The organism is Corynebacterium kroppenstedtii DSM 44385, assembly GCF_000023145.1.
GTDB classification, from domain to species: domain Bacteria; phylum Actinomycetota; class Actinomycetes; order Mycobacteriales; family Mycobacteriaceae; genus Corynebacterium; species Corynebacterium kroppenstedtii.
The window spans coordinates 1,960,628-1,980,291 of record NC_012704.1; the positions used below are offsets into that span (position 1 = coordinate 1,960,628).

The 19,664-nt window shown below is 59.6% G+C and carries 17 protein-coding genes; 10 read left to right on the forward strand and 7 right to left on the reverse strand.

Annotation, left to right across the window (positions count from 1 at the left end):
* Positions 1-41 precede the first annotated feature (41 nt).
* The gene (locus CKROP_RS08265; protein WP_012732284.1) at positions 42-1,301 is read right to left on the reverse strand and encodes a LytR C-terminal domain-containing protein; all 1,260 of its coding nucleotides are present in this window, start codon (positions 1,299-1,301) and stop codon (positions 42-44) included.
* A gap of 136 nt (positions 1,302-1,437) precedes the next feature.
* Positions 1,438-1,797 (reverse strand): DUF3263 domain-containing protein, encoded by a 360-nt coding sequence (locus tag CKROP_RS11750; protein WP_237698412.1) that lies wholly within the window; start codon positions 1,795-1,797, stop codon positions 1,438-1,440.
* Positions 1,798-1,963: 166 nt separating this feature from the next.
* On the opposite strand from CKROP_RS11750, the gene CKROP_RS08275 reads away from it, so the two are divergent.
* From CKROP_RS08275 to CKROP_RS08290, 4 genes are all read left to right on the forward strand, one after another.
* Positions 1,964-2,596 carry a peptide deformylase gene (locus tag CKROP_RS08275; protein WP_041628897.1) on the forward strand — a complete coding sequence of 211 codons (633 nt, stop codon included), beginning with the start codon at positions 1,964-1,966 and terminating at the stop codon, positions 2,594-2,596.
* A 31-nt stretch (positions 2,597-2,627) separates the two neighbouring features.
* The gene (locus CKROP_RS08280; RefSeq protein ID WP_012732287.1) at positions 2,628-3,812 is read left to right on the forward strand and encodes an N-acetylglutamate synthase, CG3035 family; all 1,185 of its coding nucleotides are present in this window, start codon (positions 2,628-2,630) and stop codon (positions 3,810-3,812) included.
* 10 nt (positions 3,813-3,822) lie between these two features.
* Positions 3,823-4,611: an exodeoxyribonuclease III gene (locus CKROP_RS08285; protein ID WP_012732288.1), complete on the forward strand. Its 789-nt coding sequence runs from the start codon at positions 3,823-3,825 to the stop codon at positions 4,609-4,611.
* Between the two features lie 78 nt (positions 4,612-4,689).
* Positions 4,690-5,304, forward strand: coding sequence for a MarR family winged helix-turn-helix transcriptional regulator (locus tag CKROP_RS08290; RefSeq protein ID WP_148209674.1), 615 nt, complete (start codon positions 4,690-4,692; stop codon positions 5,302-5,304).
* A gap of 51 nt (positions 5,305-5,355) precedes the next feature.
* Here the strand turns inward: CKROP_RS08290 and CKROP_RS08295 are convergent, their stop codons facing one another.
* Together CKROP_RS08295 and CKROP_RS08300 are read right to left on the reverse strand one after the other, a co-directional pair.
* Complete coding sequence (locus CKROP_RS08295; protein ID WP_012732290.1) at positions 5,356-6,135, reverse strand: ABC transporter permease; 780 nt, start codon at positions 6,133-6,135, stop codon at positions 5,356-5,358.
* Positions 6,135-7,070, reverse strand: a complete 936-nt coding sequence (locus tag CKROP_RS08300; RefSeq protein ID WP_012732291.1) for an ABC transporter ATP-binding protein — start codon at positions 7,068-7,070, stop codon at positions 6,135-6,137. The genes CKROP_RS08295 and CKROP_RS08300 overlap by 1 nt, the downstream gene beginning before the upstream one ends.
* A 197-nt stretch (positions 7,071-7,267) precedes the next feature.
* Between CKROP_RS08300 and CKROP_RS08305 the strand changes: the two genes are divergently transcribed.
* The 5 genes from CKROP_RS08305 (at position 7,268) to CKROP_RS08325 (ending at position 13,754) form a co-directional block, all read left to right on the forward strand.
* Positions 7,268-8,746 carry a GlnX family signal transduction membrane protein gene (locus CKROP_RS08305; RefSeq protein ID WP_012732292.1) on the forward strand — a complete coding sequence of 493 codons (1,479 nt, stop codon included), beginning with the start codon at positions 7,268-7,270 and terminating at the stop codon, positions 8,744-8,746.
* The gene (locus CKROP_RS08310; RefSeq protein WP_012732293.1) at positions 8,743-9,855 is read left to right on the forward strand and encodes a glutamate ABC transporter substrate-binding protein; all 1,113 of its coding nucleotides are present in this window, start codon (positions 8,743-8,745) and stop codon (positions 9,853-9,855) included. The genes CKROP_RS08305 and CKROP_RS08310 overlap by 4 nt, the downstream gene beginning before the upstream one ends.
* Positions 9,852-12,392, forward strand: a complete 2,541-nt coding sequence (locus CKROP_RS08315; RefSeq protein ID WP_012732294.1) for a serine/threonine protein kinase — start codon at positions 9,852-9,854, stop codon at positions 12,390-12,392. Before CKROP_RS08310 ends, CKROP_RS08315 begins: the two co-directional genes overlap by 4 nt.
* Before the next feature lie 149 nt (positions 12,393-12,541).
* A complete protein-coding gene (locus CKROP_RS08320; protein ID WP_012732295.1) occupies positions 12,542-13,360 on the forward strand; it encodes a L,D-transpeptidase in 819 nt (272 codons plus the stop codon).
* 181 nt (positions 13,361-13,541) lie between these two features.
* Positions 13,542-13,754 (forward strand): hypothetical protein, encoded by a 213-nt coding sequence (locus CKROP_RS08325; protein WP_041628898.1) that lies wholly within the window; start codon positions 13,542-13,544, stop codon positions 13,752-13,754.
* A 44-nt stretch (positions 13,755-13,798) separates the two neighbouring features.
* On the opposite strand, the gene CKROP_RS08330 is transcribed toward CKROP_RS08325, so the two are convergent.
* Positions 13,799-15,082, reverse strand: a complete 1,284-nt coding sequence (locus tag CKROP_RS08330; protein WP_012732297.1) for an acetate kinase — start codon at positions 15,080-15,082, stop codon at positions 13,799-13,801.
* 21 nt (positions 15,083-15,103) lie between these two features.
* Positions 15,104-16,660 carry a phosphate acetyltransferase gene (gene pta, locus CKROP_RS08335; RefSeq protein ID WP_012732298.1) on the reverse strand — a complete coding sequence of 519 codons (1,557 nt, stop codon included), beginning with the start codon at positions 16,658-16,660 and terminating at the stop codon, positions 15,104-15,106.
* Positions 16,661-17,123: 463 nt separating this feature from the next.
* Here pta and CKROP_RS08340 point away from each other — a divergent pair, with 463 nt between their 5' ends.
* Positions 17,124-18,491 carry an FAD-dependent oxidoreductase gene (locus tag CKROP_RS08340; protein WP_012732299.1) on the forward strand — a complete coding sequence of 456 codons (1,368 nt, stop codon included), beginning with the start codon at positions 17,124-17,126 and terminating at the stop codon, positions 18,489-18,491.
* Positions 18,492-18,555: 64 nt separating this feature from the next.
* Here CKROP_RS08340 and CKROP_RS10830 read toward each other — a convergent pair whose 3' ends face one another.
* Positions 18,556-19,608 carry a sirohydrochlorin chelatase gene (locus CKROP_RS10830; protein ID WP_012732300.1) on the reverse strand — a complete coding sequence of 351 codons (1,053 nt, stop codon included), beginning with the start codon at positions 19,606-19,608 and terminating at the stop codon, positions 18,556-18,558.
* Positions 19,609-19,664 lie beyond the last annotated feature (56 nt).

The window sequence follows — 19,664 nt, forward strand, 5'->3', positions numbered from 1 at the left end:
AATGTTCATAAGTCGTGCGGTAGAACCGATCGGTCAGCCCGCTACTGATTCATATCAGCCGTCGTCACAACAACCACGGAGCCCGGGTGCTGGCCGGACACCATTTCCGCGTTGGCCAATTGCTGGTTGGTTTGGTCTGTTTTCGGCTGAGCTTTGAGCCCCAATGCCGTGGCTACCTCAGTTGCAGCAGCTTTGCTATCCGCGTTGTCGTCATACAGAACGACCGAGCCAGGGAAAGCCGCAGCTCCGTCGGCAGGCAAGTTACCGAACGAGGTGTTGCTCCAGCTATCGGCGTTGAGGTTTTTGGAAACCTTCTCTGCCAAACCTTGAACTCTCGAGTTGTTCAGAACGGTGACCTGAACTTTACTCTTATCCACCTTTTTATCGGAACTAGTACCGTTGCTTCCGGTGTTTCCGTCCTGTGCAGCCGCGCCATTCTCAGCGGTGTTCTGCGTTCCTTGGTTGCCGGCCGTGTTCTGCCCCTGGTCGGCGGTGCTGTCAGGATTATTGGCGTTTTCACCAGGCTGCTGCTGGTCCGTCGCAGCCCCGGCCCCTGGCGCACCGGTATTCCCCGGGTTCACGGGTGCCGACGACGACGTTGAACTTGCCGATGAATTGTCATCGTCCTTGTCGCCGCTTACCAGGTGGTAGATGCCGAAAGCGATCAGCGCGACGGCCACGATTAACAAGATCACGCCGATCGTGCGCAGCGGAACTTTGGACTTCTGAGTCTTCTTGGGCTGGCCCTCTGCCGACGCTGCACGTGCGGGCTCTGATGCGCTAAGGTCCGACGCGAGGGGCGCTGCTGCTTCGTCGTAGTTAGTGGGTTCGTCGTATTCGGCGCGGTCGTCGTAGTCGAATGGTTCGGCGGGCTCATTGGGTTCGACGGGTTCCGACGCGGCCGCGCGCGCCGTTGATGCCGAGTCCCTGACGGAGCCGTCGTGTGGGGTGGCGTGGCCATCGTGGGCGCCTGCCACGGAGGCAGCCTCGGGGCTGGTGCTTTCGTGATGATGCGGGGTCTCGTCGTACGAACCGTAACCGGCAAAACCGGTATACCCACCCTGAGCAGCACTTTCACCTGCGGAATAATCGCCTGATTCAGTGGAGGAATATCCAGATTCCCCCCGGTCAGCGGAGGATCCGTCGTTAAACGCTTGATCCTCATAGACGCCATCCCTTGCGCCGTCGGTGTGCACGTCGTCGTCGAATAAATCATCGTTATCGCGATGATTATCGGTGCGACCATGAGAGCGGTCGCGATGGTTGCGGGGTGATTGTCCAGGTTCGTTATCGAAATTCACAAAACAATAATAACTTATTTCTCATTAGTCACTTTTATTTCATTCCCTGTGTCGGCAATACAGACGCACATCCGCTGCATCGCATTGGAAAATGGGGCCGACGGGGGCGGTCAATGGAGCCGGTCATTACGGGCGATCAGTACGGACGGTCAGAATTCGCAATGCGCAGCAACCGGGACACCGTCGTCGGGAATTCCTCAAGAGCTTCTCTACGCTGAATTAACCGGAAAAGGCGCTGGTAGTAGCGGATCGGGCTCAGATTGAACCGACGACGAATTAACTCGTCTTTCGCAGAATCTCTCCTCCACACACGCCGCTCAAATTCCAACATGCGTCGCTCGTCGTCAGTGAGTCCACGTTGTGTCTTGTCCTCATTCTGGGAATCATTATGGGCATCACTAGTGGTGTCGTCCGCATCATGCGCGGTGGCGGAATCCTGTGCGCTGTCGGAAGTATCTCCCTCGTTATGCGCAGATCCCGCGTCATTCGTCGTCACCCTATTGTTCACCCCACAATCACTAAATCCATCCACTACATCCGTCGGCACCCCGCAAACGATACCCGCAGGTCAACCGCCCTGAGCATGGCAGATAGGGCGCACGTCTTCCCTATCTGACCGTCCGTATCTGACCATGTCCGGAACTGCCACTACTCTATACCCCATGACTGTGCGCCCAATTGTTATCGCTGGTGATCCTGTCCTCCATAACCCGACCGAGCCTGTTACCGAATCCCCCGAGGAAATCGCGGAACTCGTTGCCGATATGTATGAGACCCTGGAGCTCTCTCATGGGGTTGGTCTCGCAGCCAACCAAATCGGAGTTGCCAAGCGCCTTTTCGTTTACGACTGCCCCGATATCGAAGGTCCCGACGGCGACTCCAAGTCAGAGGAAGAACTGAAAGCTCAGGGCGGACCGCGACGCAAAGGCTGCGTGGTCAATCCGGTTTTGGAAACCTCCGAGATCCCCGAAACAATGCCAGCCACCGACGGATCCGACGCCGAGGGCTGTCTCTCCGTACCCGGCTTGGACTTCCCCACTGGACGCGCACACTGGGCCCGCGTCACCGGCACCGACGAGCACGGAGAACCAGTTCGCGTCGAGGGCTACGGGTTCTTCGCGCGGTGCCTGCAGCACGAGGTCGGCCACCTGGACGGCTACCTCTACACCGACATGCTCATCGGCCGCTGGGCACGCATGGCGAAGAAGAAAATCAAGCGCAACGGGTGGACCGTGCCCGGAAATACCTGGACACCGGGGGTCGATCCCGATCCCTTCGGCGAAGACGATGAGTAAAACGATCAAGACGAGTAAAGAATGATCGCCCATGGCTGACTCCACACCGGCACATCTCCCGATCTCCCGCTGGTCCGACCCGGCCTCACTCGTCGTCGGAGCGCGCGTTGTCATCCGGCGACGGCTCACCGACGCCAGCCCCCACGGAGACCACTTCACCGACGTCATCGGGACGCTCGTCTCACTGAACCCGCTGGTGGTTCGTCGGCAAAACACCGGGACCCCCGGCGAAGAGATCACCATCGACCCACAACTTATCGACGTTATTAAACCCCTGCCGGCGAAACCTGTGCGCAACAGCGATATCCGGGCCGTGGAATACGCCTACGCGCTCGCGTTCCCCGGCGTGATCCACCACGAGTGGGTTAACGGGTGGCTGGTTCGCGTCGGCGATGGAGTGACCGAGAGGTCAAACAGCGCTGTCCCCTTGGAACCTCACACGGCGTTTGACGACGTTCCCGTGGACGCGATCCGGGACATATATAAGAAGTATGGGTTGCCAACGCTGATTGCCGCGCCGGATCGCATCGCACGGCCGGCTTTCCGTATGCCCGGCGCGTGGACCCGTGGGCCCGAAATCATCACGATGACTAAGGACCTGGAGACCGCGCCATCGTCGAAGGGGGCGGCGACGGAGGATGCTTCCGAGGAAGAGAGCTCAGCGGAAAACGCTTCAGCGATCAGGAATATCGCCGCGCACACTGTGTCCGATGACCTTCTCTCGCGGAACATCACGTGGGAGGTTGCCCAGCAACCGAATGACGACTGGCTGTCCCTCTACCACTTCCGCGGCCAACCTCTGCCGGAATCAGCTCTACGCCAACTATCGCACGAAATCGACGGACTTCTCGGCTTCGGACGCATCGTTATTGATGGAGAGACCGTCGCTATCACCAGGGGAACCATTACTCACTCGCCCGACAGCCGCGCCTGGTTGGGATACTCCGCCGTAGAAGTAGCCGAACGCTACCGTCGGCAAGGGTTGGGCACACTCATGGGTGCCATCATGATGGATTGGGGCCGTCGGCACGGGGCGGACACCGCATACCTGCACGTCATCGAATCGAACACTCCCGGACGCAATCTGTATCACAAGCTGGGCTTCGGCGAGCACCATCGCCACCGCTACCTGGCGGATGCGTCCACCGCGCGCATGGAAAGTGCAGACACGACCGCGCGCACCACCACCCACCCGGATACGTCACACACGAAGTAGGCTCACCCATATGCGATTGGCCACCTGGAACGTCAACTCCGTCCGCACCCGACTCCCACGGATCATCGATGTCCTTAACCGACATGACATCGACGTCCTCGCCATGCAAGAAACAAAATGCAGCGAGGACCAGTTTCCCCGCGACGCCTTCACCGACGCCGGATATGAGGTCGCCGTCAGCGGAACGAACCAGTGGAATGGTGTCGCGATCGCCTCCCGCGTTGGACTCACAGACGTCCACACACTCCCCCACCAACCCGGGTTCTCTAAGGAGCTCACCGCGGAGCAAGCTATCGAGCCCCGATCGATCGCCGCGACCTGCGGCGGCATCATCGTCATGAGCCTCTACATCCCCAATGGCCGAGAAATCAGCAATATCCACTTCACCTACAAACTCCGGTTCCTCGACGCGGTCCGCAACTATGCCGCCACGGCCGTCGATAATGATCCCGAATTACGCCTGGCCCTCGTCGGGGATTGGAATATCGCACCCCATGACACCGATGTGTGGGATCCTCAGTTCTTCGTCGGGCACACGCAGGTCACGCCACGCGAGCGCAACGCTCTGACTGCGCTCGAGGATGAAGGATTTACCGACGTCACCCACAACTCGGGCTACACGTACTGGGACTACACAGCGGGGCGTTTCGGGCGGAACCAAGGCATGCGCATCGACGTGCAGTGGGCATCACCTGCGCTCGCGGAAAACGCCGGGGAAGTCAGCGTCTATAAGGATGAGCGTGCTGCGAAAGGTAGCAGCGACCATGCACCGCTCATCGTCGATTATGACGGGGTGTAACCAAGATGTGACGACTATAACCCTCAAATCGAGGCGCTAGTGGTTAACAATTTCCATTAATTTTCTAAAATAAAACTTGTGACTTTCGACAGCATGACCACAGCCTCCCCGGGCGCATCACGATCCCATACCGTCCACCACGGCGGCCTCGATAAAGAAAAGCGCCCTGACCAGGACGTGAACGTCGCGGACGGGTACCTTCCACCGCTCACCAGAGAAGAAACTCATGTGCTCTCTGCCGCGATGTACAACTTCCTCTCGGCCACGCGGCGGCTCGTGGAACAGCCCCTCCGTTCCATGGAGGTCAACCAATCGGAAATCGAAGTCCTTTACTTCGTGCACAACCACCCCGGTGTCGGCGTGTCCGACATCGCGCGCATGAGATTCCTACGCGTCTCTAATGTCTCGACGACGGTCCGCGCACTCATTGCCAACGGTCTGCTTAACCGGGCATCGAACCCCGACGATAAACGCGCGCAAATGCTGCAAGTGACCGATAAGGGGACCCGGGTTCTCGACGATATTGCCGAGGGATGGGCCGCATTAATCAACAAAATTACCGACGAAATGAACCCCGACAGCGTCCGCATCCTTCACGAAGCATCGGAGCGGCTGAACGAAACAGCGTTCGCCACCGAGCACGTGATCGACGTGATGCAGGGCCAGTCGGAGCCTACGGCGAACCAGCAGTAAGAGAGGGCCGCGCCGCCGCACAGGGTAGCGCCGTGCGGGAACGTAGCTGCGCTACGCGTCCCGCTTCACTAACACGGCCACCCCAATAGCGAAGAGAACAAGTGCCCACACGGCGAAGTAGATTACGCTGCCCGTCGACCCCCATGGTGCGCCATCGAGTTTCGCATCACTCACCCACGCACTGAGGTTAGCGAAGGGACGATAGCCTTTAATGTGGTTCCCCACCTTCGGAATCAAAGTGATCAGGTCCTCAAGGACGAGTTTCCACAGCAGCATGATGGCGATAGCACCCGCAGTCTGTCGGATAAGGAACGCTACACCAATTGCCATCACGACGACCAGCAAAGCCTCCACTGCCGATGTCACATATACTCGCCCCGAAGAGCCGGAGAACACTTTCATCTCTGAGCCGTAGCCACCGGCCAACCACTTAAAGATTGGCACACTGATGATTGTCGAAAAGAAGGACAAAACTACTGCGACGACCCCATAGACGATCGTCTTGGATATCGCAATGATCGGACGCTTCGGAGTCATCATGATCGTCTCGTTGATGGTCTTGAAGCGGTACTCCGTGGTCACCAGAAGGGTGGCCATGATAATGATAACCATGACGCCGAATAGTTCGAACCCCTGGGTAGCAGTGATTGCGTTAAAAGTCGATACTTCCCCCATATCTTCCGGATCCATCGAATCCAGGGCCGTTTTCGACCCCCACCCCATCAGAGCGGCGAACGCCCAGCTCAGGACCACAATTAAGATCGACGTCCACGCGAACGATTTTGTCGACGCTAACTTCGTCCACTCAGCACGAATCGAGTTAACCAACATCAGTTCTGTCCTCCCTGAGCTGCCGCGCCCTGATATTCGACGTCATCACCTGTGAGTTGCAAGAATGCGTCTTCCAACGATCCGTGGTGTTCTTCCAGCTGAAGGACGGGGATCCCATAGGAATAGGCCACCTTGCCGACGTCGTCAGTGGACACCCCAGAGACGACGAACACCTCACGGCCGACGTTATCGCGGTCCATCGTGAAGGTGATATTTTCTTGCTTGAGGGCCTGCAGCATGTGGTCGTGATCACCCACGCGCAAGCGCGTCGAACTACCGCCCCGCGAGGACGTGAAGTCCTCAACCGTCGTATCGGCAACGAGTTTGCCCCGGCCAATGACGACCAAGTTATCCGCCGTCAACGCCATTTCAGAGAGCATGTGAGAGCTCACGAATACTGTGCGCCCCTCGGCGGCAAGATTCTTAAGGAAGGTGCGCACCCAGCGGATACCCTCCGGATCTAAACCGTTGACCGGCTCATCCAAGATCAACGTTTCAGGATCACCTAGAAGCGCCCCAGCCAATCCCAGCCGCTGGCTCATCCCCAGGGAGAATCCCCCCGCCTTTTTGGAAGCCACATCGGTTAATCCCACTAAGCGCAGAACTTCGTCGACACGATCAGCAGAAATGCCACTGGCCTGCGCCATCCACTTCAGATGAGTGCGAGCGGACCGGTTCGGATGAACCCATTTGGCCTCTAACAGCGCCCCCACTTCCTTGGCTGGGGCCGGAAATGACTGATAATTCTCCCCGTTCACCGTCGCTGTGCCCTTTGTTGGGCGGTCCAGCCCGGTAATCATCCGCATCGTGGTCGATTTACCAGCCCCATTTGGCCCAAGAAAACCAGTAACGACACCTGGCTTCACCGTGAAGTCGAGCGAATCTACCGCTACCTTGTCCCCATACCTCTTTGTGAGGCCATGTATTTCGATCATAGAAACTAGTTTGCCATATCCTCAGCAATGGCGACAGGCTTCAATCACACTGATGTCCGTGTAACGCTTAGACTAGGGAGACAGATGTGACAGTTGTGCTACCGCGCGCGAACGGCCTTCCCCACCAACCACAACGATCGCGCGCACCGGACGTGGCACAAAAAACTGGCGACAGGCGCAACACGTAGGGGGCCCGTATGGCACGAGAACGAGGAACAGGGCGCAACCGCGGTCCCTCACACTCCTCCGACGCCAGCCACATTCGGCTCAGCGCCATGGACGATTCCCTCGAGCCAGACGATGCCGATGTACAGCCAAGACGCTGGCACGTCCTTCACGATGCCCTCGTCCCCGCCTTGAAAGTTCCCGGCCGGATGTGGGCCTATCTGCGCACATCGCCAGGCCGGCTCATGGCGATGACAACCATCCTGGTCATAGCCATTGTTGCCGCCGGTGGTGCGCTGACCTACGCCTCATCGACCCGACAAGACCAGCTCAACAACTTGGTGAAGAACACCGAGCCGCTCTCTAACGCCGCGCAACGGCTGTACGGGTCGCTCTCCGTGGCAGACTCCACCGCCACCATTGGATTCCTTGAGGGTGGCGTCGGGTCCCAGTCGGAAGACGAACGCTACAACACAGCCATTCAGACCGCGTCGACCGCGCTCGTCGAGGCCGGTGCCGGCGCGAACTCCGATGACCACGAGGTCCTCCAACTCCTCGCTGTGGTTAACCAGCGGCTTCCTATCTACACGGGGCTCATCGCGCAGGCCCGCACGAACAACCGAGAAGGCAACCCCATTGGCGCCTCCTACCTCACCGAGGCCAGCGCCATCATGCAGAACTCCATCATTCCCGCAGCGTCGCGCCTGTACACCATCACTTCTGACCGCGTCCGCCACCAAGCCCGGTCGCTAACGAGGCCCATGTGGTTCCCCGCGTCGGGGCTTCTCGCGGCCATCATTCTCCTGGTCATTGCGCAATTGTGGCTCGCTGCACTCACTAATCGACGCCTTAATGGTGGTCTGCTCTTCGCCACCGTCGCCATCACCATCGCGCTGTTTTGGCTGGCGATTTCGTCGATCGTCATCGTCGCGGTGGGGAATGCGGACTTTAACCGGGCGTCTGATCCCCTTCACGAGCTGACCGCATCCCGCATCAGCGCACAAAAAGCGCGAACCGACGAAGCACTTATGTTGGTACGGCGGAGCGCGGATCAATCGTCGGCAGATTTCTCCACCACGGTGAGCGACGTCCAAAAGGCACTGACAAAAATGAAAGATGACGGCACGCTGGACGACGCGGACGACCAGAACACCGACACGTCGTCGGACAAAAAACCGTCCGATGCCCTCGACGACGCCATCGTCGCCGCGAACTCGTGGAAAGTGTCGCATCAAGAACTAGCGAACCGTATCGGCCGCGGGGACTACACCGGGGCCGTCAATATCGCCGTCGGTCGTGATGAATCCACCTTGAACTCGGAGCGGCAATTCATTCAGCTCGACCAGTCGCTGCGGACACTGATTCAGGACACGCGCAGCAACCTGCGGACCTACCTGGAAAATAGCCAGGACACCTCGCAAAACATCACCCGCGCGGTGCTCATCTTGTCCGTGCTCTCTGTTGTTGGTGTCCTCATTGGCGTTCGCCCCCGGATGCAGGAGTACACATGATTCGCCTGCCACACAGCTCAATTCGGTTGAGAGAGCGCAGCTCAGCCCGACTCCGCCCCCAACTCCAACTCCGCGCCCGACGCACCCGTCGTCCCTGGATCGCGGCCGCCGTCATTCCCCTCGCGATCCTCCCCCTCGCGGCATGTTCCGGGATCAGCGATTCACACCGTGGCCACAACGGCATCTTTATCTCCGTCGCCCCCTTCACCCCCATTCCCGACGGGGCAACGTGCCTCAATCCGCCGCATGAATCGTCGGCAAGCCAAACCCCCACGCCAGACACCACGACCGACGCCGACGCATACGACACACTCGCCCCCGACAACTCCACCCCCGAGGAGCGCATACCGGATATCGTCCGGCGCGGGCGCATCATCGTCGGGGTGTCGTCGTCACTCAATTTTCTTGGTTTCCAAGACCCCAGTAGCGGCAATCTTGAGGGCTTCGACGTCTCCCTCGCCCGTGAAATTGCGCGCGACATTTTCGGCGATCCCGAGCGGATCGACTTCCGTTTTCTGTCCTCGGCCGAACGCGTTGACGCACTTCAGCACGGCAATGTCGATATTGTTGTCCGCACCATGACCATCGACCGCGAACGCCGAGCCAAAGTGGCCTTCTCCGCACCATATCTGCATGCCCAAGCGCGGATTTTGGCGTCGACAAGCTCCTCTATCCAATCCGCCGACGACCTGCGCGACGCCACCGTCTGCGTGCCTAAGGACTCGACCTTCCAACACAATGCGCAGGTTATTGCGCCGCACTCGCGGTTCCTCATTACCAACGACTGGTCCGACTGCCTGGTGGCCATGCAACAACACCAAGTTCAAGCCATTATTTCCGACGATTCCATCCTCTCCGGGCTGGCGGCGCAAGACTCCAACACACACCTGGTTGGCCAACCCTACGGGTCCAGCGATTATGCCGTGGGAATCGCAAAAACCACACCGGGGAAGAACACCGACGGGCTCGTCCGGCAGGTGAATTCCACCCTGATGCGCATCCGATCCGACGGGACATGGCAACGTCTCTATGACAAGTGGCTAGGCAAATATCTCGGGGATTCCGGTGTTCCGCCCGACCCCACCTACGTCCAGGAGGAACCACAATGAGCGATTCCGAACCGAACGTCCGCGATGAAGGGCTAGGCGCCGACGAAACGCGGGATTCCGAGGCGGGGCTGAATTCCGACGCCGCGCAGGATTCCGAGGACAACGCGCGGGACACCGACAACGGCCGCCCCGATGACAATGACCACCCCACCGAAGCTGCCACGGTCATGGGAACACGGGCTGTCCCCTTTGACCCGTTCGCCGATGATGACGATGACGACGAGATCGATATCGACATCAACGACATTGGTTCACTCTTGCAGTCCGACAATCCGGCGGATACTCCGTCGTCGGGCGATGGAGTAACGGGCCCGGGCCCTGGTAGTGCCAAAACCGTGGCCCGCCCACGTGGGGCCGATGGTGCCAGCCATGACCCCAGCCAGGCTTCCCGTGAGCGTGCACTCTCCACGTTCCGGGAGCGCAGAGCGGCTTCCCGGCGCGGAAAAGTGGTTGCCGATGGCATGGTGCCGTTGCCGTTCATCGTGCCCACGGATCCGCGGGAATCTGTCATGGATTCCGACACGATTAAGGAAACGGATGCCAAGGCGCCGTCGCTCCACAAGGGGGATATGGTGGCGGGCCAGTATGAGGTGGTCGGGGCGCTGGCCAATGGTGGCGTCGGGTGGATTTATCTGGCCATTGACCACAATGTTTCGGACCGGTGGGTTGTCCTCAAGGGGATGAAGGCGACGGCCAATGAGCAGGATCGGGCGGTGGCTGGCGCCGAGCGCGCGTTCTTGGCGGATATTACGCACACGGGCATCGTGAAGATTTACAACTTCGTCGATGATGACCGCTCCCCCGGCGGGTTCATTGTGATGGAGTACGTTGGTGGGCCGTCGTTGCGCTCGCAGCGGAAGAAGCAGCGTGACAGCCTTTTCGCGGTCGATGTCGCTATTGGCTACATGCTTGAGGTTCTCGAGGCGCTGGATTATCTGCACTCGCGCGGCGTCGTTTATAACGATCTCAAGCCGGACAACATCATCATTACGGAGGAGCAGGTCAAGCTGATCGACTTGGGTGCGGTCACGGGGATCGGCGCGTTCGGGCACATTTACGGGACACCAGGTTTCCAGGCTCCTGAGATTACGGAAACTGGGCCGACGGTGCGCAGTGATATTTATACGGTTGGCCGCACGTTAGCGTCGCTTATTGTTCATTTACCGACGGTTGACGGGCGGTATGAGGACGGTTTGCCTACTCCGACTAACGAGCCGGTGTTTCGCCGCTACTTGTCGCTGTATCGGTTGCTGCTGCGGGCGACTGATCCGGATCCGGAGAAGCGTTTTGCGTCGGCGTCGTCGATGGCGAATCAATTGACCGGTGTGCTGCGTGAAATTCGTGCGGTGCGTGACCAGGTGCATTTCCCGCATTTGCATTCACAGTTCGCTCCTCAAAGGACAACGTATGGAACGAAGCACTTGGTTTTCCGTACCGATCAATTAGTCGATGGCATTGAACGATCCATTGAGATTACGGCCCCGGAGGTGGTGGCCGCGCTGCCAGTACCTATGGTGGACGCCACGGATCCGGGCGCTTATATTCTCTCGACGATCAGCTACGCCGAGCCCTCTGAGGCCATTGATTCGCTGTACGCGAAGATGAAAATGCCTGAGTATGCGGAGAGCGTGGAAATTCCGCTGTCTATTGTGAGGGCGATGCTTGATCTCGGGCTTGTTGATGAAGCTCATAATTATCTATCGACATTCGAATCGTCTTTTACCCGAGATTGGCGATACGAATGGTATTCCGGAATCACCGCTTTGCTGCTCAACGATTACGAACAGGCGCAGCGGCATTTTGAAAAAGTCATCTTCATTCTTCCCGGGGAGCCGGCGGCCAAGCTTGCCATCGCGGCGACGTCGGAATTGTGGCTTCAGGCCAAGGGGTTGTCGATGACCTCGGTGCTGGACAGGCAGACCGCCGTGGCGGCGGCAACCTTGGGACATGCGTCCGCGTTGCCGTCGGATAGCGCTCTGGAAGCGATGGGTGATCGGTGGGATCCCGTCGGCGACGACCCCGTTGCCCTGCGCTTTCACGCCACGCGGTTGTACGGCCTGGTGTGGGCGACCAACCCGACCACGGTGTCGTCGGCGTTTGGTTTGTCCCGCCAGTTCATCGCGGAGGGCGATGTTGCCCGGGCCGTTGAGGCGTTGGACCAGGTTCCGCAGGCGTCCCGTCACCACCGATTAGCCCGCTTGACGACGGTTCTCCACCTCATTTCTGGCCCCCCGAAAGATCTGACTGAAGAGCGAATTATCGACGCCGCGCAGCGCCTGGATGAGATCCCGACGAATGAGCCGCGGATGGCGCAAGTGCGCGTGGCCGTCATGTCCGCTGGGCTCAACTGGCTGCGTGAGACGAATCGGACCCACGCTACCGTGCCAACATTGTTCGGCCAGCCCTTTGAGGTGCGCGGTTTGCGGCTCGGGGTGGAGGCGGATCTGCGCCGGATGGCGCGGAGTGTTCAGTACCCTAGCCACAGGTATCACCTGGTGGATATGGCGAATGCGATTCGGCCGCGGACGTGGTGGTAGGGCATAGGTTCTGCGTCACATTTTGTGTTTTCCGGGAACCGATCGCCGTCGGCAATGGGTGGTTTTTCAGGTGTAATTTTGGTAGAGAGTATGCTAGAAAATGCGTTTCAAGTAGGAAAACCCTGTCAAACAGTTTAAAGTAAGGCACTATGTCTAAAGCTCATCGCCGAATTTCCACCCGTATCGGCGTCTCCGCAGCCGCGTCGCTCACCGCCATCGCAGCTCTCGCGGGCGGCGCCACAGTTGCTAACCCTGCTCCCGCTCGTGCGGACGACTTGCCGGCTATCTCGTCGACGAACCCGCAGGATTTCCTCAACCAGGCGCGGGATCAGTTCAATGAGTTCGCCCGCACCGCGTCGGACCGCGGCAGGACCATCGCCCTGGATTGGCGCAACAGCGTCTACCAGAACACTGAGCAGCTAGACCCGAACGCTGCTAACTGGATCCGCACCACCGTCGACGGCTGGATCAACGCCATCTGGCCGAACGCCATTGCTAACCAGGAAGCTCAGCAGGCTGCTGCGCGCGACGCCGCTGCCCGTGCTGCTGAGGAACAGGCACGCCAGGCGGCTGAAGCAGAGGCCGCTCAGCGCGCTGCTGAACAGAACGCAGTGACTGCACCCTGTGAGGATGGCGCAGAAGCTTGCGTTAACCTGGGCGCTCGTCGTTCCTGGTTGACCGATGGTCACAAGAACATCACCTACGGTCCTGTTCCGATCACTTCGGGCGCTCCGGGTCAGGAAACCACTCCTGGCTGGCACAAGGTTCTCCGCAAGGTGAAGGACGAAGTGAGCCACGAGTTCAACAACGCTCCGATGCCTTACTCGGTGTACTTCACGAACTCCGGCATGGCGTTCCACGAGGGATCGCTGAACCGCGAGTCTGCAGGCTGCATCCACCTTTCCCACCAGGATGCTGAGCACTACTTCAACACCCTGCAGGTTGGCGACGACGTCTACATCTTCTAAACAGCGTCGTTGTTAGTGCCTTGGTGTCGGCTTGTGCGTCGACGATGAGCGCAGCCGGCCTGCCGCCTCTGATGTGTTCTATTGGACACCCAGGTGGTTGATGTAGCACCATGTAGTCCCCGTTACGGCGGGGACTTTTTGATAACCCCAGACGACGAGAACTGGACGGTGGAATGTGACGATGCGGTATAACGACAAAGTCTTCGCAGCCGTGATGTTCTTCGCTGGTGCCCTGTTATTGATCGTTCGCGCACAGGGTTACATTGACGAGTCGTGGACTAACCGACTTTTCGCGGCACTCATCATTGCTGCGTCTGTTTTCCAATTCATCCGCTGGTCACTTAACCGTCGGGCTGCTCAACCCGACACAGTGGACACGCCGCCACAGGCGTAGCGCCACCACCACACGCCAAGTCAGGGCTCACCAGCCCGTCGTCGCTAGTGGTGGGCGAAGCCCGCGGCATACCGCGCGATGGCTAATTCCTCATTCGTCGGGATAACAAATACTTTCACGCGGGATTCGTCGGAAGAAATGAGCCGCGCTTCACGGGATGGCGAGTTGTTCCGCTCGTCGTCGATGAGGATGCCGAAATTCTCCAGGTCAGCCATGGTGTCACGGCGAATTCCGGCGTGGTTCTCGCCCACCCCCGCCGTGAAGGTAATGGCATCGAGGCGGCCGAGGATGAGCATGTACGCGCCCACGAAACGCCGAATGGAGTGCACATACATGTTGTAGGCGCTCCAGGCGTCCTGGTCCTCGCGGTCAATCTTTTCCTGGAGAGCGCGGAAGTCGTTCACGCCACTCATGCCTTTGAGGCCGGACCGTCGGTTGAGTAGATCGTCGATCTCGTCGATAGTCATGCCGTTGCGAGCGAGGTGGAAGACAATGCCGGGGTCGATGTCGCCGGAACGGGTGCCCATCATGATGCCCGCCAATGGGGTCATTCCCATTGAGGTGTCGACGGCGTGGCCGCCACGGATGGCGGCGACGGAGGCACCGTTCCCCAGGTGCAGCGTAATTTGGTTCACCTGGTGGGGCGATTTGCCCAGGAGATCGGGCACGTGTTGGGACACGTACTCGTGGCTCGTGCCGTGGAACCCGTACCGCCGGATGGCGTAGTTCATCGCCGTTTCGGCGTCGATGGGGTACAGAGCGGCCGCGGGCGGGAGCGAGTGGAAGAAGGCGGTATCGAAGATCGAGACATGGGGGATGTCGGGAAGGATTTTCCGCGCGACCGTGATGCCGTCCAGGTTGGCTGGGTTGTGCAGCGGAGCCAGCGGAATAAGGTCCCTAATCAGGCCGACGACCTCGTCGTCGATAAGGACGGGGCTGTTAAACAGGCGTCCACCGTGGACCACGCGGTGCCCGCACGCCACCAGGTTCAGTGTGGAGAGCCCGACGCCGAGTGAGTCCAGGAAGTTCAGCGCTTCGTCGAGGCCCTCGGTGTGGTTGAGAATGGGCAGCTCGCGGGTGTGCTTCTCCCCCGCGTATTTGATGGTGATGTGCCCGGTTTCCTCACCGATCTGCTCCACGAGCCCAGAGACGAAGGGGTCATCGGTGGCGTGATTAGCCGGGTTGACCAGCTGGAATTTGATTGACGACGAGCCCGAGTTGAGCACGAGGACGAGTTCGTCGTTCTCGTGTCCAGATGTTTCGGGAGCGTTGGGTGCGGTGGCCGGGGCGCTGTCTGCCGGGGTCGGTGTGTCGCTTGTCTTCATCATGTCGCTTCTCTCTGTGGCGGGTCAGGACTGTGCGGAATCGCGGGTGCTGGTCTGTGCGGCCACTTGCACTGCTGTGACGGCCACAGTGTTGATGATGTCCGGCACGGTGGCCCCGCGGGAGAGATCGTTGACCGGCTTGTTCAGGCCCTGGAGCACCGGGCCCACAGCCAGCGCGTTCGCGGTGCGCTGGACCGCCTTGTACGCGATGTTCCCCGCGTCGAGAGTGGGGAAGACGAAGACCGTAGCCTGCCCAGCGACGTCGGACTCGGGCATTTTCTTCTTGCCGACGGAGGGCTCGACGGCTGCGTCGAACTGGATTGGCCCGTCGATAGCGATGGGGCTACCGTTCCGCGACGTGTCGGCGGCTTTAGCCTGCGCCAGCTCGACCGCGCGAGTGACTTTATCGACGTCATCGCCCGCTCCGGAGGATCCCGTCGAGTAGGACAAGAGGGCAACGCGGGGGTCGATCCCGAAGCTGGCGGCAGTGTCGGCGGAAGTGACGGCGATTTCTGCCAACTGCTCGGAGGTGGGGTTGGGGTTCACAGAGCAATCCCCGAAGGCCCAGAGTTTCCCGCGCATGACCATGAGGAAGATGGAAGAAACGACGGACGAGCCCGGCGCGGTTTTGATGATCTGTAGCGCTGGCCTGATGGTGTGCGCGGTGGTGTGCGCGGCGCCGGACACCATGCCGTCGGCTTGGCCGTCGTAGATCATCATGGTGGCGTAGTAGGAGATGTCTTTCATGGTCTCCCGGGCGTCGTCGAGGGTGATGCCTTTCTTTTTCCGCAGCTCAGCGAAGGTAGCGGCGAATTTTTCGGCCTGCTCGACGGATTCGTCGTCGGTGCCTTGGGGGTCGGCGATGGTGGCGTCGCTGAGGTTGAGGCCGAGTTCTGTGGCCCGCGCAGCGATGTCGTTGGGGTTGCCGAGGATGGTGAGGTCGCAGACGTGGTGCTCGAGGAGCCAGTCGGCCGCGCGGAGGATGCGGTCGTCGTCGCCTTCGGGGAGAACGATGCGCGCTCCGGAGGCGCGGGCTTGGTCGATGAGGTTGTGCTGGAACACTTCTGGGCCGATGACCGGTTCGAGGTGGCCGCTCTCCCCTATTGCCGACGACACCGCGGAGTCGAGCGCGGCTTCGTCGGATGCTGCGATGACGGGGATGCTGGACGGGACGCCGTCGATGGGGTTCCCGTCGCGGGTAACGATGGCCGCGACCGTGGCCCCTTCGCCCTCGACTGTGGAGATGCTAAGTGAGACGCGAAGTGCGTCGGGGGTGACGTCGGCAAGGAAAAGGAGGACGACCGGGACGCCGATGCTGGCCGCGATGCGCGAATCGACGGTGATGTCTCCGGTGGCAACGAGCGCGCCCTGCAATTCGTCGGATGGGGAGGCCTTCTGTTCGGATGCCTTCCCTTGGGAGACCTTCTCCACTGCCTCTGCAACGAGCGCTGAGGGGTCAGCGGGTGATCCCGGCTCTCCGGAGATAATTCGGGTGACATTTCCCTGAAGGGGTGCTGGTAGGGCGTCGCCTGCCGACGTTCCAAAAGCTCCTCCGACGTCGATATATAGGGCACACGGCATGTGATTAAACCTCCACAATTACTCAGCGTTACGTGATGATGACGCAGTCTGGTTACTCGGCTTACTCGCTGTTCCGGCGCACGTGTGCTGAACCACCGATGATTCACCTTTGTGGGGTTTGGCACATATGCGGATATGCCCTTCATTATTCCGTTTGTGTGTGTCTTTCGCGACTATTTGCCACTTTCGCGGGGATTGACGCGGCATGAATTTGCAGTAACGTACCAACGGGCAGCAGGTGGGGCACCCGACCCCACAACAAAAGTAGACAGAGTGGTATAGTTTCGGATTCGTGGAGTTCAGTCGTCGGTAATCGCGTTCGTCGATCGCGCCGGCTCACGATTCCACGAATTACATAAACGCAACGTCGATGCTCCCCGGCTCGTCGTCGGAAAGAATCCGGATACAAGCGCATCGCATTACAAATCTCAATTACATCGCAATAAAAGGAGAACCTCAGTCCATGGATCGACCTCTACGTGTGGCCGTCATTGGCTCCGGACCAGCTGGTATTTACGCTTCAGATGCCCTCATGAAGAAATACGACGGCGACGTCGCCATTGATCTTTTTGAAAAAATGCCAGCCCCCTTTGGCCTTATCCGTTATGGCGTTGCGCCCGACCACCCGCGCATCAAGGGAATTATTAAGTCTCTCCACAAGGTGATGAACAAACCTGAGCTCCGGTTGATCGGGAATGTGGAATACGGCAAGGACATCACCCTTTCCGAACTCCAGTCTCTTTACGACGCCGTCATCTTCGCGACGGGGGCCACCGGGGATCGTGCCCTCAACGTCCCTGGTGAGGGTGCCGACGGTTCCTGGGGCGCGGGAGAATTCGTCGGTTTTTATGACGGCAACCCCCTTTTCCAGCGCGATTGGGATTTACACGCGGAGAAAGTCGGAGTTGTGGGTGTCGGTAACGTCGCGGTCGATATTGCCCGTGTGCTAGCCAAAACTGCCGACGAACTGCACGTCACTGAAATTCCGGACAATGTGTACGAGGCGCTGAAGAAGAATAAGGCGACGGAAGTCCACATGTTTGGGCGTCGTGGACCTGCGCAGGCGAAGTTCACGCCGATGGAGCTCAAAGAACTGGACAAGTCCCCCACTATCCAGGTGATCGTGGACCCCGAGGACATTCAATACGACGAGGCCTCTGAGGCGACTCGTCGGAGTTCCAAGATCCAGGACATGGTCTGCAGCATTCTGGAGCAGTACGCGATCCGTGAGGCCGAGGACCGCCCCCACAAGCTGTATATCCACTTCTTCGAATCGCCGGTTGAGATTTTGACCGACGACGGCAAGGTCACCGGGTTGCGCACCGAGCGCACCGAGCTTGACGGCAACGGTGGGATCCGCGGCACCGGGAAATACAAGGATTGGGAGCTGGGGGCCGTTTATCACGCCGTCGGGTACCGGTCTGACCCCGCCGAGGAGATCCCCTTCGACGACAAACACCACGTGATTCCCAACATCGCTGGTCGCATTGTGCGCGAGCCCGGGTCGGAGGAAACTCTCGATAGTTTGTACACCACGGGATGGGTTAAGCGCGGGCCGGTCGGCTTGATCGGAAACACGAAGGGCGACGCGAACGAAACCGTCGACTGCCTGCTGGAAGACCTTGATAATGGCGTGCTAACCGAACCAGAGACGACGGATCCCGACGCCGTGTTGGGGCTGCTCCGCGATAAAGGTGTCGAGGTGACCTCCTGGGAGGGCTACCACGCTCTCGAAGCGTACGAGCATGAGCTCGGCGAGAAGGAAGACCGCGAGCGGAAGAAGGTTGTTGAGTGGGACGACATGGTGGTTCACTCGCGCGTGAGTGAGTGATGGTGAGCCCCCGGGCTTCGTAGATGACGAAACTCCGGGGGCAAGTTGCTCTTCGGGGGATCTATTACGCTGAGCACGCCCGATCTGCGATCATGGGCGCTAAATCGACTCCAAGTGGGGATCCGCACCGGAACCTGACATCGGGAACGTCGAGTGTCTCATATGAATAGCCAAGCGTCTGAGGAATATCACCTCGTCTGGAGGTGAGACGCTCGCGCAAGGGTTGTGTTTCGACCGACGGGGGTTGACTCTGTCTGTGGGTTAATTCCTTGGTTGCCATAGCCCACAACTTTCCAGGCGCCACGAACAAGGGCTGGACAACGACCAGAGGGTCGGGGGGCGGCTCGCCCGATTCCGTGGCGACCCGATCTTTCTTTCGTTTACCCTGGTCTAGGCCACCGTGGTTGGCGTTCCCGTGGTGGGCAACGATGTGGTCAATGGCGGCGACACCTTTCGGATGCTCACCCGTTGCGGCAACGGACGTTGCACCGATACTCGCAGCTAGACGACTGACAGCATCGTTGGCCGCAGGATCAGAACTGCCCACAGAGTAAAGAACGCGGATCACCGGGGCGGGTTTTTCCCCTGAACCAAGCGTGGTCTCGGGCGCCCGCGCTGAGGAGTCACCGAGCACCGCAGAAGCCTCACCATCAGCCCCTTTATGAGCCTTGAGGCCACTCCCCGAGGTCGACTCCTCAGGAACCAATCGACTGAAACGCTGCTCCAACACTGCAGCGAGATCGTCGTCCGTCCCCAAACCACGCGCAATCGACATCGCCAGTCCGGAGGCGTCCTGCGCTTCCTTCACCTGCGCGGGAACGTCGACACGCGAGTGGAAAGCGTCGGTAAACAAAAGTGGCACGACAACAGCGTGATCGTATCCGAGCTCGGCCAATCGGGCGCTCACCTGCACGAGGTCGGGCTCGGCGTGGTCCAAAAACGCCATGTGAACCCCGAAGCGGCCGGCGATGCGGGATTCGCGGGCCACGGCGTCGGTAATGTCGCGAAGCGCGTGCGTCACGTGGTTATGGCGACTGCCGTGGGCGAGCAAAATCAATGCGGAACGCGTCGAACCCGGGCGCGCCGATCCCGAGCGCTTCGATACAGAGTGGTTCACTGTGCCCCCCTTCCTAACGATCGTGGCTGATCAGCGTCTCTACCAGCACGTTCATA